The sequence below is a fragment of the Flavobacterium rakeshii genome, assembly GCF_009741375.1.
GTDB classification, from domain to species: Bacteria; Bacteroidota; Bacteroidia; order Flavobacteriales; family Flavobacteriaceae; genus Flavobacterium; species Flavobacterium rakeshii.
In genome coordinates this window covers 12312-28651 of sequence record NZ_WOWP01000008.1, presented here as the reverse complement: position 1 = coordinate 28651, position 16340 = coordinate 12312, and the positions used below count along the sequence as shown (strand labels likewise).

Here is a 16340-nt window from a genome sequence, read left to right as displayed (position 1 = left end):
CGACTTGTAAAACAGCAAACGGTAACCACAGGAATAAACAAAGTGGATATCGATGCACTGGAAGCCGCTCAGTACATTTTTAACATTACTACTGATAACGGAAGTGTTTCTAAAAAAGTAATCAAGTACAGGCAATAATCCTGAACACGATATAAAATTAAAATCCCCAACCATTCGGTTGGGGATTTTTTATTAAAGTAATTTTTTAATGTAAATCTATAAGTATTAACGAGGTGTTGTCTACTTTAGATACCTTATATTTTTTCCTGATAAGTGTTCCTCTTTCTTTTGTTTCCACCTCTATTACCGATGGTTTTAACCAACGCCATTTACCCAATACCTGAGTTTTAGGATTATTGTTAACGTCTTTATCTGTGCCACGTACTTTGCTTGTACCACAGTTTACACCTTTATACTTTTCCAGTAAAGTTCCGCTTTTATCAAATATAAAGGCATTAGGATAGGCGCCAATGTCATTAATAGCCTCGTAGGTGTAAACATCGCCGTGTTTCCCGGTAGGTAGCCATGCTTTGTATAAGTTTGAGTTTTGTGCAAATCCGGAAACGGAAAGCAATAAAAAAGTAATGTAGAGGAAGGTGTGTTTGTATATTTTCATAGCTGTTGTATTTTTAAGATTATTCAATTTCAAGTAGAGTCATTTGGTCATCCTGTTTGTTAATTATTTTATAGCACGTATTTTCCAGTGTCTCATTGTAGGTGTACTTAAAACAGATAACCGAATCTTTTTCCCAATACCATTTTGCTTCTGTAGGTATAAAATTTGGTAGAAATAAGGGGCTCCCGCAGGCGGAAGAGGAGGGATCTTTGTACATGTATACAGCATTGCCGTTTTCTTTTAATTCAAAACCCCATCTGTTTTCATCCAGTTTTTCAGATTTTATAAACTCCATGTTCATATCTGCGGTAAACTTTACCCATACCCATTTAGCAATAACATCACTACTGTTTTTATCCGACTGAAAGGAAAACAGTAAAAAGGTTAGCAGTATAATTAGGTATTTTTCAAATTTCATTTTTCAATAAGGTCTAACCATTGTTTAATTACGGTTTGTAAAGCCTGCTTTTTATTTTGCAGGTCGGTAATATCAGTAACGGTTACCATACGGCGTCCGTCAGTATAATTACCTTCCAGTATCCCCGTAGTATCATTAATAGTTGCTCCTGTAGGGAAAACAAGCATAATACTGCCGTTCTTCCTCAAATTGTATACCACAAGGTCCCTTTTGTATTCTTTAGCATCAAAAGCTTTCATTTCGCCTGTATAATAAAAAGCGGGAGAGTTCCATTTTATATGTTCGCCAATTTCGGGAGAGGTTTCCAGTATTACCTCGCGTATCGCCTGCATGGTTTGGGCAACCTGCGGTGTCATTTTGGCTATGTGTTGTGTAACCTGTTCGGTTGGTGTTGGTTTACTCATAATGTATATTACGATATTGGTATTATAGCTTTATCGGTTTTATAATATGTTCTGTTTTTAATGGCAGAACAGTTGCAGGGTAGGGTGGTTCGTGGTTTTTTTCGCATATCAATTATTACCTCTCGTTGCTTTACCCAGTAACCACCACTTTTAAAAACTACGAGGCTGTCTATATTCTCATTTGGTTTTTCGTCATAATTAATATAAATCTCAGGGCATTTGAGTTTATATTTTAAAAGCCTTATTTCTTTTTTAGTTAAGGGTAAACTATCCAGATAATTTTCTCCTATTTCTATCTCGTAGTCAAAAAGCGGAAATATTTTACCGGCAATGGTTTCCAGTTCCTCCGAGTGGAGCATGGCATTTCTTGGTGCATTTCTGTCGGAAGCACAGGAAACGAATATAAATGCTGCTACTAATGATATAACTTTCTTCATGATATACGGTTTTGATATTCATGTTTTAAAAGCGAGTACATTACAGAATCTTCCATTTTGCCGTTTACATTATAATGCTGGCGCAGAGTGCCTTCAAAAGTAAAATTGAAATGTTCCAGTATTTTAAGTGAACCTGTGTTATAGGTTGCGGTAAGTGCTTCTACACGGTGCAGGTTCATTTTGGTAAAGCCATAATCCAGTACTGTGTTAACGGCTTCGGTCATGAGTCCTTTTTGCTTATCACTGTCATAAAACAGGCCGTAGCCTATTTCGGCACGGTCGTGCAGAGGATACCAGGTATGAAAACCACAACCGCCTATTACACGATTGGTTTCTTTTTCCAAAAGCTGAAAATTTACAAAGCTCCTGTTGTAGGTTTGCAGTCCTTTTTTGTAACGTTCTTTTTCTTTTTCGAGAGATTCAAAATCGGCAAGACCCAGAAAGTCGATTATGGAATGGTCGTTCATTGTGGTAAAAACCTGATCCATTACCATAGGGGTAAGTTTCCTGAGGCGTAATCTTTTGGTTTCCAGAATTTCCATTAGTGATTGGTTGTTTTATACACCACCAAGTTATGGAATTTTTTGTTACATTAATTTTTCTATCCTTTCAAAGTCGTCTCTGTTTGGAGTAACTAAGGTTTTAATAAGCAGGTTATTATTGTTTAGTTCAACCTGTAATCCTTTTTCATTGCTAAATTTTTCGAGTATTTTTTTAGCATTGGTAACATCAAAGCCTTTTTTTAAAGTATATGTGCTGTAGTTTTCTATTTTGATATCTTCTTTATTTACAAAGCTGCCTAAAAGCTTGTTTGTAGTGTTTTTGGATTCCATAAAGTAATGCCCCGATGCATGATTTACTTTTACCCAAACCATAAGTTGTGATTCTTCATAATGAAGCCTTTTTAACTTTACATAAGGAGAAAAAACTACCATTTCATCATTATTAATAAAGCATTCGGTATAGCCCCAGTCGTCATATTGGGTGAGTAGTGCCGACTGTTCTAAAAATTCAATTTGTTCTTCGTTGAGTTTTTTTGCTTTAAAGCCTTTTTCTTTTAACAGTTCAAAAAGATGCCCTGCTTCAATACCCTGTTCGTTAAGGAAAATTTTCTGCTCTTCTTCATGTTTAGCTTTTTCTTCTTCTGATGGTAAATCCCAAACTCCCGACTGTGCCTGTTCTAAAGTGATTTTTGCACCTGTTTCGGGATCGTATATCAGATCGTCATTTACCCAGGCTTTTTGTTTTTCTTTTATAAGTTCTTTCTGTTTTTTTTCTTTAATGCCTTTAGGAGTGCGTTCACGCGCTGCTTTAGCACCCGAACTGAAGTTGCTTATTATGATGATAAGGGTAAGTACAAAAACGATTATAAAAACAATATCCATCTTGATTGTAGAGTTATGGCTGTTAATACTTTAACAAGAGGTGTTTTTGTATAAGAGTAATGTAATGTGTAATTTTTTCACCATTAATCAAGGGTTTTCTTTTCCTTTTTCTTTACTATATAAACCTCATCATAACGGGTAAACTTAGGGTTGGTTTCTACCAGTACCTTTTGTGTGTATGAAGAATCGGTTGTTTTTATAATTTCAACAGTAAGCATTCCGGCTTTAAGTACATCCCTGTTCCTTTCAATAGTAGTAGCAGTAGGTTTAACGGTATACTTGCAGTTATCTACCCAAGTGATTTTAAAATCATAAGTTTGGTCAGAGTCTTCCATTCTTTCGGTTTGGGTATCTCCCTTACGGGTAATAATACAAACCTTTTTAGTTTCGGGATCGGTTACTTTAAAGGTACCGTTCTTAAATTTTAAACAGCCGTCATCCTGACTAAAGCCCCATAAGGGCAGGAGCAGCCCAAGTGTTAGTATAGCTGTTTTAAGTTTCATAGCTTATTTATTTAGAAAACTGCTTTTATCCTTATTAGTTAACAGTTTTATTATTAGCATTATAACGGCGATAACCTGAAGGATTGAGGCTGATATTAGCATAAGATGTGAGCCCGGCCAGTGCATTAGCTTAAAAAGAGCACCTACAATCATGATTATCGAACCCAGTAAAAATACTACTATAATAGTGATATACTTCATAATTAAATATTAAAATAGAGGCAAACCATGCCTGCAATGGCGGGAACCGACTGGATGTAAAAAATACTTTTTTGCACCGTAGCCGCACCAAATAACCCTGCAACCGCAACACATCCTAAAAAGAACATGGCTACGTTAAACCTCCAATCGGGAGTTTCAATAAGCAGTGACCATAACAGCCCCGCAGCCAGGAAACCATTGTATAAACCCTGGTTGGCAGCCATTGGTTTTGTTTTTTCAAAAAGTTCGGCAGGAAACTTTTTAAAAACTTTCCTGCCTCTTGTTGTCCAGGCAAAGCTTTCTAACCAAAAAATGTAAAGGTGGAGCATTGCCACTATAACTATTATTGAAGAAGAAATTATTGCCATAGTTGTATGTTTTTAGATTTTAAAATTCTTTTCGATGGCGAGTATCATCTCTCCGGCGATATCTTTATTGGTAGCGCCTTCTATACCTTCAAGCCCCGGTGAGGAGTTTACCTCAAGTAATAACGGACCTTTAGAGGAACGGATAATATCTACACCTGCCACTTTAAGCCCCATAGCTTTGGTTGCTTTAATGGCAATTCTTTTTTCTTCGGGAGTGGCTTTTATAACAGAAGCCGTACCACCTAAGTGGATGTTTGCCCTAAACTCTCCCGGTAATGCTTCACGCTGTATGGAAGCTACCACTTTGCCATCAATCACAAAACAGCGTATATCCTTACCGTTAGCTTCTTTAATGAACTCCTGTACCAAAATATTGGCATTAAGGCTTTTAAAGGCGTTAATAACACTTTCTGCTGCCTTTTTGGTCTCTGCCAGTACAACACCTTTTCCCTGAGTTCCTTCCAGTAACTTAACGATAAGCGGAGAACCACCTACCATTTTAATAAGGTCGTTAGTATCAAGAGGGGAGTTGGCAAACCCTGTGGTAGGGATGTCAATACCACTGTTAAGTAGTAACTGTAATGAGAACAGTTTATCTCGTGACTGACTTATGGCTGCAGCCGAGTTAAGGCTGTATACTTTTAATGCTTCAAAATGACGTGTAAGTGCACAACCGTAAAACGTCATGCTTGGACGAATACGCGGTATTATAGCATCAAAGTCATTAAGTACCCTGCCGCCCCTGTAATGAATTTCGGGAGTTTCGGCATCCAGTTTCATGTAACAGTACTTAAGGTTAAGAAAGTGCATTTCGTGTCCGCGAAGTTCACCTGCTTCCATAATACGCCTGTTACTGTATAGTTCAGGATTACTGGCTAAAAGCCCTATACGAAGTCCTTTTTTAGGCTCGTCGTTAGTGCTGTAATATTCTTTAAGTTTTTCGGTAGTAGGCTGTCCTAACAGGTATTTTTGCTCTGGGTCTACCAAAAGGCGTCCGCTCATGGCCTCACGACCTAACAGCATACGGAAACCCATTGAGTCGCGGTTGGTAAGGGTAACCTCAACCTCCCACATAGTATCGCCTACCTGAAGGTTGGCTTTAATAACATAGCGTTTTTCCCTATATCCGCTGGAGCTTTTTACAATTCGCTTGTCAATAAGCGGAGCTTCACAGTGAATAATGGTTTTGGTATTGTTTTGTATGGGGTTAATGTCAAACTTAACCCAGCTTTCGCCATCTTTTAAAAACGGATTGATGTTAATGGCATGAAGGGCAGAGGTTTTTGCACCCGAGTCTACACGGGCTTTAATAGCCGGTATTCCAAGTCCCGGAAATGAGCACCATTCTTCACTACCTACAATAACTTTGTCGAACATTTTAGTATAATTATATACTTCTAAAGTACTACTTTTTTTATATAAGTAAAGAGGTAGCGGTATTTTTATTTAAAATTTAATATAACTATCCTCACAAATTGACTGTGAGGTTTTTAGTATAACAAAGATGTGTGATACCTTGTTTGTTAATAATAATAAAGTAGTTGTAAAGCGAGAAACCCTTTTGGTATAGAATGCGGAATTATTTATTTTTGAAAAAATATTGTCTATAATATTTTAAAAATACTGGTCTAAGGAGTTTGTTAATTATGATTACACAAAAAATGATTTTCAGGTTAGCGTTGTATTCTGATTCAGAAGAAATAAAGCGTATTACAGAGGAAGATTTTACAGATATATTACCTTTTTATTCAGATTTTTACAGAATGGGTGACTATAGGCAATTAACTAATGGTAAAACGTGTTCTCAGCCTAACATTGAAACTTCTATAAATTTTGCTGCACAGGAATTTATTGATCTTGATATTGAATACGCAGGCTTAGAATATATAAGCTTGTGGAAAGAGAAAATTAACAATGTACAGTTAATTAGAAAGAGGTATAATTTTAACCTCCACTTAAGCTGTGAACTTGTTATGTATGAGAAGTATCCGGCTTTAATCTTTCCGTTAGATTTTACAAAATTTTTGGCTGAAAACGATATTGAATTTTCTATAGATTTATGGGAGTAGATATCTTAAATGAAGATTATTACTAGGGACAAAGTGATTTGTTTTCTCTTCACTTAATATTTTTATAATTGTAAAAACACACAAAAGAGATTTCTCATTTCGTTTCACTGCATATCGAAATGACACGACTAAAAACAAAAATCCCCGACAGTTGTTACTGCCGGGGATTTTCTAAATATATATCCTAAACTATTAACTAGCCGGATTCTCCGCTTTTTTAATAGTCACAGCTAGTTCTTGTTCATTATCATCAAGATCCATAAAAATTTCGTCTCCGGCACCTATTTTAGAAGTGATAATCTCTTCTGCAAGTGTATCTTCAACATACTTTTGTATAGCTCTTTTTAGTGGCCTTGCACCATATTGCTTGTCAAAACCTTTGTCGGCAATAAAGTTTTTAGCCTTTTCAGACAGGGTAATGTTGTACCCAAGGTCTTTAATACGGGCATATAGCTTAGCCAGTTCGATATCGATAATTTTGTCTATGTCTTCTTTTTCAAGAGGATTAAACACAATAATATCGTCTATCCTGTTAATAAACTCCGGCGCAAATGTCTTTTTAAGAGCACTCTCAATAACACCTTTACTGTGCTCGTCGGCCTGCGCTTTTTTGGCAGCAGTACCAAAACCAACTCCCTGACCAAAGTCTTTAAGCTGTCTTGCACCTACGTTTGATGTCATTATTATAATAGTGTTTCTAAAGTCAATTTTTCTGCCAAGGCTATCTGTAAGGTAACCGTCGTCCAGCACCTGTAAAAGCATGTTAAACACATCTGGGTGCGCTTTCTCAATCTCATCAAGAAGTACAACACAGTATGGTTTTCTGCGCACTTTTTCGGTAAGCTGTCCGCCTTCCTCATAACCTACATATCCCGGAGGCGCACCTACCAGTCTTGATATGGCAAATTTCTCCATGTATTCACTCATATCAATACGCACAAGCGCATCTTCAGAGTCAAACAGTTCTTTAGCCAATACCTTAGCCAGCTGAGTTTTACCAACACCGGTTTGACCAAGGAAAACAAATGACCCAATCGGTTTATTTGGATCCTTAAGTCCCGCACGGTTACGCTGAATTGATTTTGCAATTTTGGCAACGGCATCATCCTGACCTATAACCTTACTCTTAATAAGTTCTGGCAGGCCGGCAAGTTTGTTGCTTTCGGTTTGTGCAATACGGTTTACAGGAATACCTGTCATCATAGAGATAACATCTGCCACATTGTCTTCGGTAACGGTAACACGATTGTTTTTAGCGTCTTCTTCCCATTTCTCCTGAGCAATGGCAAGATCTTTCTCAATACGTTTCTCGTCGTCACGAAGCTTTGCAGCCTCTTCATATTTCTGTTTTTTAACTACAGAGTTTTTAAGCTCGCGTACTTCTTCCAGTTGCCTTTCAAGGTCAAGAATTTGTTTAGGTACATTTATATTAGTAATATGTACTCTTGATCCTGCCTCATCCAGTGCATCAATAGCTTTGTCCGGAAGGAAACGCTCGGTCATATAACGGTTAGTTAACTTTACACAGGCTTCAATAGCTTCCGGTGTATAGTTAACATTATGATGTTCCTCATACTTAGCTTTAATATTGTTAAGTATAGTGATGGTTTCATCTACAGATGTAGGCTCTACCATAACTTTTTGGAAACGTCTTTCCAGTGCACCGTCTTTCTCTATATACTGGCGGTATTCATCCAGGGTAGTGGCACCAATACATTGTATTTCGCCACGTGCTAATGCCGGTTTAAACATGTTGCTGGCATCCAGCGAACCTGTAGCGCCACCTGCACCTACAATGGTATGAATCTCATCTATAAATAAAATGATATCATCATTTTTTTCCAGTTCGTTCATCACCGCTTTCATACGTTCTTCAAACTGACCGCGGTATTTAGTACCTGCCACAAGGCTGGCAAGATCTAGTGTTACCACACGTTTGTTGAATAGAATACGTGATACTTTTTTCTGTACGATGCGCAGGGCCAGTCCTTCTGCTATGGCCGATTTACCCACACCGGGCTCACCAATAAGCAGCGGATTGTTTTTCTTTCTGCGGCTAAGTATTTGCGAAACACGCTCAATTTCCTTTTCACGACCAACAACAGGGTCCAGTTTGCCTTCTTCGGCAAGTTCGGTAAGGTCTCGGCCAAAATTGTCTAAAACAGGAGTTTTAGATTTTTTGTTGGCTTTTCCACCCTGCGGGGTAGGGTTATTAAAGGTGCTTTCACGCATACTGTCATCCTGTCCTGCATCATCATTGTAAGACTCAGCCCTTGGCTGGTTTTCCATATAGTCTTCTTCGCTTGATGTCATGTTGATAAATTGTTCTTTAACTGTTTCGTAATCGATTTTTAGCTTATTAAGCAACTTTGTTGTAGGGTCGTTCTCGTTGCGCAATATACACAACAGTAAATGTGCCGTACTGATAGAGGTACTCTGGAAAACCTTGGCTTCCAGAAATGTGGTTCTTAGGGCACGTTCTGCCTGGCGGGTTAAGTGCAGGTTCTTTTTATCGTTCCCGCGCTCCGCGTTAGGATTAGCAGGGCTTAATATTTCTACTTTTCTTCTTAAAAGATCTAAATCAACAGATATATTGTTAAGTATAGAAATTGCTTTGCCGTTTCCGTCCCTCAATATCCCCAGCATCAAATGTTCTGTACCAATAAAGTCGTGACCCAGTCGTAAAGCTTCTTCTTTACTGTAGGTTATTACGTCTTTGACCCTTGGTGAAAAATTATCATCCATAATAAAAGAATTGATACTGTAAATTTAACTATTTAAATAAGATTTTACAAAAACCATACCTATGGCAGGTCCTGTCATGCTAAGAGACAAAAAAAAAGCCAGAAAAAGAAATTATATGGCATTACTTTATTAACTGTTTAACGTATTTAAGGTGTTAATAAATGTTGTAAATTAATTGTCTTTTAGCTGAAAGATGCCAATAAAAATGCGTATATTGGCACGTTTTGTAATAAAAATAATTTTTAATATAACTATTTATGTCTGAAGGAGAAAAGTTAATTCCTATTAACATCGAGGACCAGATGAAATCGGCCTATATTGACTACTCAATGTCAGTAATTGTATCGAGGGCCCTTCCGGATGTTAGAGATGGCTTGAAACCCGTACATCGAAGAGTACTTTATGGAATGCACGAACTTGGGGTTCTTTCTAACAGAGCCTATAAAAAATCGGCAAGGATTGTAGGAGAGGTATTAGGTAAGTATCACCCTCACGGAGACTCCTCTGTTTATGATGCCATGGTACGTATGGCACAAGACTGGAGTTTGAGGTATCTTTTGGTAGACGGTCAGGGTAACTTTGGATCGATTGACGGAGACAGTCCTGCAGCAATGCGTTATACTGAAGCAAGGATGCGAAAAATATCTGAGGATATTATGGCCGACCTTGAAAAAGAAACTGTTGACTTCCAGTTAAACTTTGACGATACCTTACAGGAACCAACCGTAATGCCTACACGTGTACCTAACCTTTTAATTAACGGTGCATCGGGTATTGCAGTAGGTATGGCTACTAACATGCCGCCTCACAACCTTTGTGAAGTGGTAGACGGTACCCTGGCATATATTGACAATAACGAGATTGAGATAGACGAACTGATGGAATATGTAAAGGCACCTGATTTCCCTACGGGAGGTGTTATTTACGGCTATGAAGGAGTTCGTGAAGCCTTTAAAACAGGTCGTGGTCGTGTAGTATTGCGCGGTAAGGCAAGGTTTGAAGAGGTAGACGGTAAAGAATGTATTATTGTTACCGAAATTCCTTATCAGGTAAATAAGGCAGAAATGATTAAAAAAACTGCCGACCTTGTAAACGAAAAGAGAATTGAAGGTATATCTAACATACGTGACGAGTCTGACAGGAAAGGTATGCGTATTGTGTATATCCTTAAAAAGGATGCAGTGCCAAACGTGGTGCTTAACATGCTTTATAAGTATACACAATTACAGTCTTCTTTCAGTGTAAACAATATTGCACTTGTAAACGGAAGACCTCATACATTAAACCTTAAAGAGCTTATCCATTACTTTGTGGAGCACAGGCATGATGTTGTGGTAAGAAGAACTAAATATGAACTTCGCAAGGCTGAAGAGCGTGCGCACATTTTAGAAGGTCTTATCATTGCTTCAGATAATATTGATGAAGTTATCGCGCTTATTCGTGGTTCTAAAGACGGAGAAGAGGCTCGTGAAAAATTAATAGAGCGATTTAAGCTTACTGAAATCCAGGCCAGAGCTATTGTAGAGATGCGTTTAAGGCAGCTTACAGGACTGGAGCAGGATAAACTGAGAGCTGAATATGAGGAGATCATGAAACTGATTGCCGAATTGAAAGCCTTATTAGAAAGCAAAGAGCTGAGAATGCAGCTTATTAAAGAGGAGCTTATTGAGGTTAGAGAGAAATATGGTGACGAACGCCGTTCACAAATTGAGTACTCTGGTGCCGATGTAAGTATTGAAGACCTTATTGCCGATGAGAATGTGGTTATTACCATTTCGCATGCCGGCTACATTAAGCGTACTCCGCTTTCTGAATACAAAACCCAAAACAGGGGTGGAGTAGGACAAAAAGGTTCATCTACCCGCGATCAGGACTTCCTGGAGCACCTGTTTACTGCTACAAACCACCAGTACATGTTATTCTTTACCCAAAAAGGTAAGTGTTTTTGGATGAGGGTTTACGAAATTCCTGAAGGTAGCAAAACCAGTAAAGGACGCGCTATACAAAACCTTATTAATATTGAGAATGACGATAAGGTTAAGGCGTTTATCTGTACACAGGATCTTAAAAACGAAGAGTACATTAATAACCACTACGTGATTATGGCTACTAAAAAAGGTGTTGTTAAAAAGACCCTTTTAGAGCAGTATTCACGCCCTAGGTTAAATGGTATTAACGCAATTACCGTTCGTGAAGACGACGAGCTGTTAGAAGCTAAACTAACTACCGGAGACAGCCACGTGCTGCTTGCGGTTAAGTCGGGCAAGCTTGTTCGTTTTGAGGAAAGTAAAACGCGCCCAATGGGACGTAATGCATCGGGTGTGCGTGGTATTACCCTTAAAGATGACAACGACGAGGTAGTTGGTATGGTTTCTGTAAATGATATGGAAAGCGAAATCCTTGTGGTATCTGAAAACGGTTATGGTAAGCGTTCAAGTCTGGATGATTACAGGATAACAAACAGGGGTGGTAAAGGGGTTAAAACCCTTAATATTACCGATAAAACCGGTGGATTAGTTGCTATTAATAATGTTACCGATAATGATGATTTAATGATTATCAATAAATCAGGACTTACCATAAGAATGCGTGTTTCTGACCTAAGGGTTATGGGGCGTGCCACTCAGGGTGTACGACTGATTAATATTAAAGGTAACGACTCTATCGCTGCTGTAGCAAAAGTTTTACGTGAAGAAGATGAAGATATCATTGATGCTGAAGCAGAAGATATCACAAACATTGATGGCGTAACAGGTGAAGCTACTGCTCAAAACGATGAGGAAAACAATCAGGAACAGGAATAAACTTAAAAAACCAGAATACAATGAAAGCTAAATATGCAATTGCTGCATCTTTATTAATTTCTATAGGTGCTTTTGCTCAAAAAGATGAGCTTAAGGCTATGAAGAAACTAATGAAAAAAGATCCTTCTCCGGAAATTATGCAGGAGATGAAATCGCTTATTGATAAGACTGAACCATTACTGGGAAGTGCAGACGATAAGCAAAAAGCAGATTTTTACTATTATAAAGGAAACTATGATCTATATATGGCTATGACCAAAAAGGATCAAAATGCCTTAAATAGTGCTATTGCTGATTTTGACAAGGTAATGGAACTTGAGAAAAACGGTAAGAGAGAGTATACTCCCGAAATTACCCAGCAAATTTACCCTGAGGTAAGTGCTACAGTACTTGAAACAGCTAAAAAATTCGGTCAGCAACAAAATTATAAAGCGGCTGTACCATTATATGAAACAGCTTACAACCTGAATAAAAAAGATACTATTAATCTTTACAATGCGGCTGCTTATGCGGTTAATGCTAAAGATTTTGATACTGCACTTAGGTATTTTGAGCAGTTAGATCAGTTAGGTTTTACGAATAAAAGACTTAGCTATACTGCAAAAAATACAAAAGGTGAAGTTGAGTATTTTTCTGATAAAGCTACAAGAGATCTTTATGTAAAAGGACAGGGGTATACAGATCCGGGTGTTCATAAAGATCCTTCAATAAAAGGTGATATCATCAAAAACATTGCGCTTATCTATATTCATAACGGTGATAACGCTAAAGCAATGAAAGCGATTGAAAAAGCTAAGAAGGAAAACCCTGATGATATAGGTTTATTACAGGCAGAGGCTCAAATATATTACGAGTCTGGCGATATGGAAGGTTATAAAAAAACAATTCAGAGTATATTAGACAAAGGTTCTAAAGATCCTAACCTATACTTTAACCTTGGTGTTACTTCGGCTCAGTCTGGTCAAAATGACGAGGCTTTGCAATACTACAAAAAAACGGTAGAGTTAGATCCTAAATATGCTAATGCGTACTACAACATGGGTATTGTTCAGTTAGCTGGAGAAGATGTTATCGTTAAGGAAATGAACGGTCTTGGTACTTCTAAAAAGGATATAGCGCGTTATGACGAGCTTAAAAAGAAAAGAGATGACATTTACAAGGCTGCTCTTGTAAACGTTAAGAAAGCTTATGATTTAGAGCCTGAAAGAGATGAGTTCAGAACACTTTTAAGTAACCTTTACATGGGGCTTGAAATGATGGACGAAGCTAAAGCGCTAAAAAAATAATAAATCATTTCAGTTTTATATTCTAAAGGACTACTTCTACAGGTAGTCCTTTTTTTAATTTTTTACGTTATGGATATTTTAAAAAAGAGAGGTATTAAACTGGTTAATAAAGAGGTTGCAGGTCGTAATTATAAATGCAGTAATGGAGTAGATACAGATATAGGTTTTATAGTTGAATATAGGCATATTGAAACAATTAATGAGATTATTGATGATATTGATAAGGCTTTAGCGGGAAATTTTGATCAGATAGGAAATGATTTTATTGGCACTGATGCAGGCGGTATAGCTTTTATTACATCTAATGGTATCGAGTTTTATGATGAGGACGGGAAAAATATTTTACCTCCAGTGTGTCCTTTAGATGAATTTAAAGATTTGCTTATTGCATGGAGAAATTTTATTAACACGCCTCCTTACAATGGTCAAAAAGTAAATTAAATAAAAAAGCCTCCTGTTTAGGGAGGCTCTTTAGTTTATTTGTTGTTTGGTATTATCTTAACTGGGCACCGGTTTGTGTTTCCAGATTTTGTCTTATTTTATCCATTATTTTGTCAATCTGTACGTCTGTAAGCGTTTTTGTGTTATCCTGAAGGATAAAGCTTACTGCGTATGATTTTTTACCTTCCGGAAGGTTTTTACCTTCATATACGTCAAACAGGTTAATATCTTTTAGTAACGATTTTTCTGTTTGTCTTGCAATGGCATAAATGTTTTGGAACGATACTTCATTGTCTACAAGAAGTGCAAGGTCACGTCTTACCTCAGGGAACTTAGCAATCTCAGTAAATTTGATTTTTGCAGAAACTACTTTTATTACTGCACCCCAGTTAAAATCGGCAAAAAATACTTCCTGTTTAATATCAAAGTGCTTCAATACCTGTTTTTTAATCACACCCATCTCAACTAAAGTTTCGCTTCCCAGGGTGTAAGCAAGTCCTTCGCTAAATACATCGTTAGTAGCAGGCTGCGTTTGTACTTTATTAATGCCAAGGCGTTGTAGTATCATATCTACATAACCTTTAAACATAAAGAAGTCTGAAGGTTTTTGAGCCTGAGTCCAGCTTTCCTGAATACGGTTACCTGTTAGAGTAAGTGTTAGGTGCTTATTTTCATCGTAACCTGAAGGTAGCTTGTGGTATGATTTACCAAACTCAAAGAACTTAAGGTCACTTCTTCTTCTGTTTATGTTGAAGGAAACAGCCTCCAGTGCGCTAAACAGTAATGATTGTCTCATTGCCGAAAGATCACTACTAAGCGGGTTAAGCATTAAAACGTTAAACTCTTCTTTCAGGTTTTCGCTTAGCTTAACATAATCAGGAGTGGTAAGTGAGTTGGCCATCATTTCGTTAAAGCCAACAGAAACCAACTGGTTTGCGATTATATTTTGCAGTTTATAATCTTCGGTACGCGCTGCGTTTGACATAGAGGCATTAAGCTTTTGTGAGAAACTTACATTGTTGTAGCCATATACCCTTAATATCTCTTCAATTACATCTATTTCTCTTTCTACATCCACACGGTAAGAAGGAATAACAAGACCAATACCGGCATCAGACATGCTGTTGATTTTAATATCAAGAGATACTAATATCTTTTTAATAGTCTCCTTGTTTATTTCCTGACCAATTACTCTCTCCACATTTTTGAAGTTTACAAATACCTGATGGTCTTCCATCTTTTTAGGGTAAATGTCTATTACGTCTGATGTGATTTCGCCACCGGCAGTTTCCTGTATAAGCAGGGCTGCTCTTTTAAGGGCATATTCGGTAATGGTTGGGTCAATACCTCTTTCAAAACGGAAAGAAGCATCGGTATTTATACCGTGTCTTTTTGCTGTTTTCCTAATAGATACCGGGTTAAAGTATGCACTTTCCAGGAATATAGAAGCTGTATTTTCGTTAACCCCCGATCTTTTTCCGCCAAGAACACCTGCAATACATATTGGTCCGTTTTCGTCACAAATCATAAGGTCGTCCTCATGTAGTGTGCGTTCAACATCATCAAGAGTAATATATTTAGTTCCGGCTTCGGCAGTTTGAACAATGATTTTATTACCTCTTATTTTTCCTGCATCAAAAGCGTGTAGTGGCTGACCCAATTCGTGCATTACATAATTAGTAACGTCAACAATATTGTTTTTTGGTGTAATACCAATAGCCAATAGCCTGTTTTGTAACCATGCTGGTGAAGGTTGTACCGTAACGCCCGAAATGGTTACACCACAGTAACGAGGTGTAAGTTTGTTATCGTCTACCTTAACATCAATTTTAAGGGTACGTTTGTCTATCCTGAAATTACTTACCGATGGAGTAATAAGTTCGGTGTTTACATTACGCTGAATCATACCGGCACGCAGGTCACGGGCAACACCCCAGTGGCTCATTGCATCTGCACGGTTTGGAGTAAGTCCTATTTCAAAAACCTCATCGGTTTCAATATTAAATACTTTAGAAAGGGGAGTACCCGGTTTTAGGTCTTCGTTAAGAATCATAATACCGTCATGACTTTCACCTATACCAAGTTCATCTTCGGCACAAATCATCCCGAAACTTTCTTCCCCGCGTATTTTTCCTTTTTTGATTTGGAACGGATTACCTTCCTTGTCATATAGGTTGGTACCAATTGTTGCCACAGGTACTTTTTGTCCTGCTGCTACATTTGGTGCACCACAAACAATTTGTACGGGAGCATTGCCATCGCCAAGGTCTACAGTTGTAACCCTTAACCTGTCGGCATTAGGGTGCTGTACACATGTAAGTACATGGCCTACCACTACACCTTCAAGTCCGCCTTTAAGTGACTCAAACTTATCTACACCTTCTACTTCAAGGCCAAGATCTGTTAACAGGTTGGCAGTTTCATCTGAGTTCCAGTCTAATTTTATAAATTGTTTTAACCAATTGTAGGATATACGCATTGTATTTTTGTTTTAAAGCATGCAAAGATAATAATTGTGATTGAAACCACAGAACCCTAAGCCTATGTTTAGCAATAAAAAATGAAAAATATTCAGACTAAAATTTTCTTAATTTTTAGCTTAAAATGATAAAACCCGTTGGTTGCCCAACAGGTTTTAGTGTAGTATTCTTATGGTTTTACTT

At 37.6% G+C, this 16340-nt stretch carries 17 protein-coding genes; 5 read left to right on the top strand and 12 right to left on the bottom strand.

The annotated features are described in order from the left end of the window. Nucleotides 1-138, top strand: a 138-nt coding sequence (locus GN157_RS18060; protein WP_157481439.1) for a T9SS type A sorting domain-containing protein, incomplete at its 5' end; no start/stop codon positions are given. A gap of 67 nt (nt 139-205) precedes the next feature. Here GN157_RS18060 and GN157_RS01885 read toward each other — a convergent pair. From GN157_RS01885 to rimK, 10 genes are all read right to left on the bottom strand, one after another. After that, a complete protein-coding gene (locus tag GN157_RS01885) occupies nt 206-616 on the bottom strand; it encodes a hypothetical protein (protein WP_157481438.1) in 411 nt (136 codons plus the stop codon). Nucleotides 617-635: 19 nt separating this feature from the next. Continuing rightward, entirely contained in the window at nt 636-1034 is a 399-nt protein-coding gene (locus GN157_RS01880) for a hypothetical protein (protein ID WP_157481437.1), read from the bottom strand. Continuing rightward, nucleotides 1031-1438, bottom strand: a complete 408-nt coding sequence (locus GN157_RS01875) for a DUF1801 domain-containing protein (protein ID WP_157481436.1) — start codon at nt 1436-1438, stop codon at nt 1031-1033. The genes GN157_RS01880 and GN157_RS01875 overlap by 4 nt, the downstream gene beginning before the upstream one ends. Nucleotides 1439-1446: 8 nt before the next feature. Continuing rightward, complete coding sequence (locus tag GN157_RS01870; RefSeq protein WP_157481435.1) at nt 1447-1875, bottom strand: hypothetical protein; 429 nt, start codon at nt 1873-1875, stop codon at nt 1447-1449. Next, a complete protein-coding gene (locus tag GN157_RS01865) occupies nt 1872-2417 on the bottom strand; it encodes a GNAT family N-acetyltransferase (protein WP_157481434.1) in 546 nt (181 codons plus the stop codon). Before GN157_RS01865 ends, GN157_RS01870 begins: the two co-directional genes overlap by 4 nt. 45 nt (nt 2418-2462) lie before the next feature. Further along, a complete protein-coding gene (locus GN157_RS01860; RefSeq protein ID WP_157481433.1) occupies nt 2463-3260 on the bottom strand; it encodes a hypothetical protein in 798 nt (265 codons plus the stop codon). 83 nt (nt 3261-3343) lie between these two features. After that, entirely contained in the window at nt 3344-3763 is a 420-nt protein-coding gene (locus tag GN157_RS01855; RefSeq protein WP_157481432.1) for a hypothetical protein, read from the bottom strand. A gap of 3 nt (nt 3764-3766) precedes the next feature. Next, nucleotides 3767-3964, bottom strand: a complete 198-nt coding sequence (locus GN157_RS01850; protein WP_157481431.1) for a GldL-related protein — start codon at nt 3962-3964, stop codon at nt 3767-3769. A gap of 2 nt (nt 3965-3966) precedes the next feature. Further along, on the bottom strand, nt 3967-4332 hold the full coding sequence (locus GN157_RS01845; RefSeq protein ID WP_035133470.1) for a DUF1304 domain-containing protein: 366 nt from the start codon (nt 4330-4332) through the stop codon (nt 3967-3969). A gap of 12 nt (nt 4333-4344) precedes the next feature. Next, nucleotides 4345-5709, bottom strand: a complete 1365-nt coding sequence (gene rimK / locus GN157_RS01840; protein WP_157481430.1) for a 30S ribosomal protein S6--L-glutamate ligase — start codon at nt 5707-5709, stop codon at nt 4345-4347. 269 nt (nt 5710-5978) lie between these two features. Here rimK and GN157_RS01835 point away from each other — a divergent pair, with 269 nt between their 5' ends. Then, on the top strand, nt 5979-6401 hold the full coding sequence (locus GN157_RS01835; RefSeq protein WP_157481429.1) for a hypothetical protein: 423 nt from the start codon (nt 5979-5981) through the stop codon (nt 6399-6401). 192 nt (nt 6402-6593) lie between these two features. Here GN157_RS01835 and GN157_RS01830 read toward each other — a convergent pair whose 3' ends face one another. Next, the gene (locus tag GN157_RS01830) at nt 6594-9146 is read right to left on the bottom strand and encodes an ATP-dependent Clp protease ATP-binding subunit (protein ID WP_157481428.1); all 2553 of its coding nucleotides are present in this window, start codon (nt 9144-9146) and stop codon (nt 6594-6596) included. A gap of 257 nt (nt 9147-9403) precedes the next feature. Between GN157_RS01830 and gyrA the strand changes: the two genes are divergently transcribed. From gyrA to GN157_RS01815, 3 genes are all read left to right on the top strand, one after another. Then, nucleotides 9404-11950, top strand: coding sequence for a DNA gyrase subunit A (gene gyrA / locus GN157_RS01825; protein WP_157481427.1), 2547 nt, complete (start codon nt 9404-9406; stop codon nt 11948-11950). A 20-nt stretch (nt 11951-11970) separates the two neighbouring features. Beyond that, the gene (locus tag GN157_RS01820; RefSeq protein ID WP_157481426.1) at nt 11971-13236 is read left to right on the top strand and encodes a tetratricopeptide repeat protein; all 1266 of its coding nucleotides are present in this window, start codon (nt 11971-11973) and stop codon (nt 13234-13236) included. Nucleotides 13237-13305: 69 nt separating this feature from the next. After that, entirely contained in the window at nt 13306-13677 is a 372-nt protein-coding gene (locus GN157_RS01815) for a hypothetical protein (protein WP_157481425.1), read from the top strand. A 52-nt stretch (nt 13678-13729) separates the two neighbouring features. On the opposite strand, the gene pheT is transcribed toward GN157_RS01815, so the two are convergent. Beyond that, complete coding sequence (pheT, locus tag GN157_RS01810; protein WP_157481424.1) at nt 13730-16156, bottom strand: phenylalanine--tRNA ligase subunit beta; 2427 nt, start codon at nt 16154-16156, stop codon at nt 13730-13732. Nucleotides 16157-16340 lie beyond the last annotated feature (184 nt).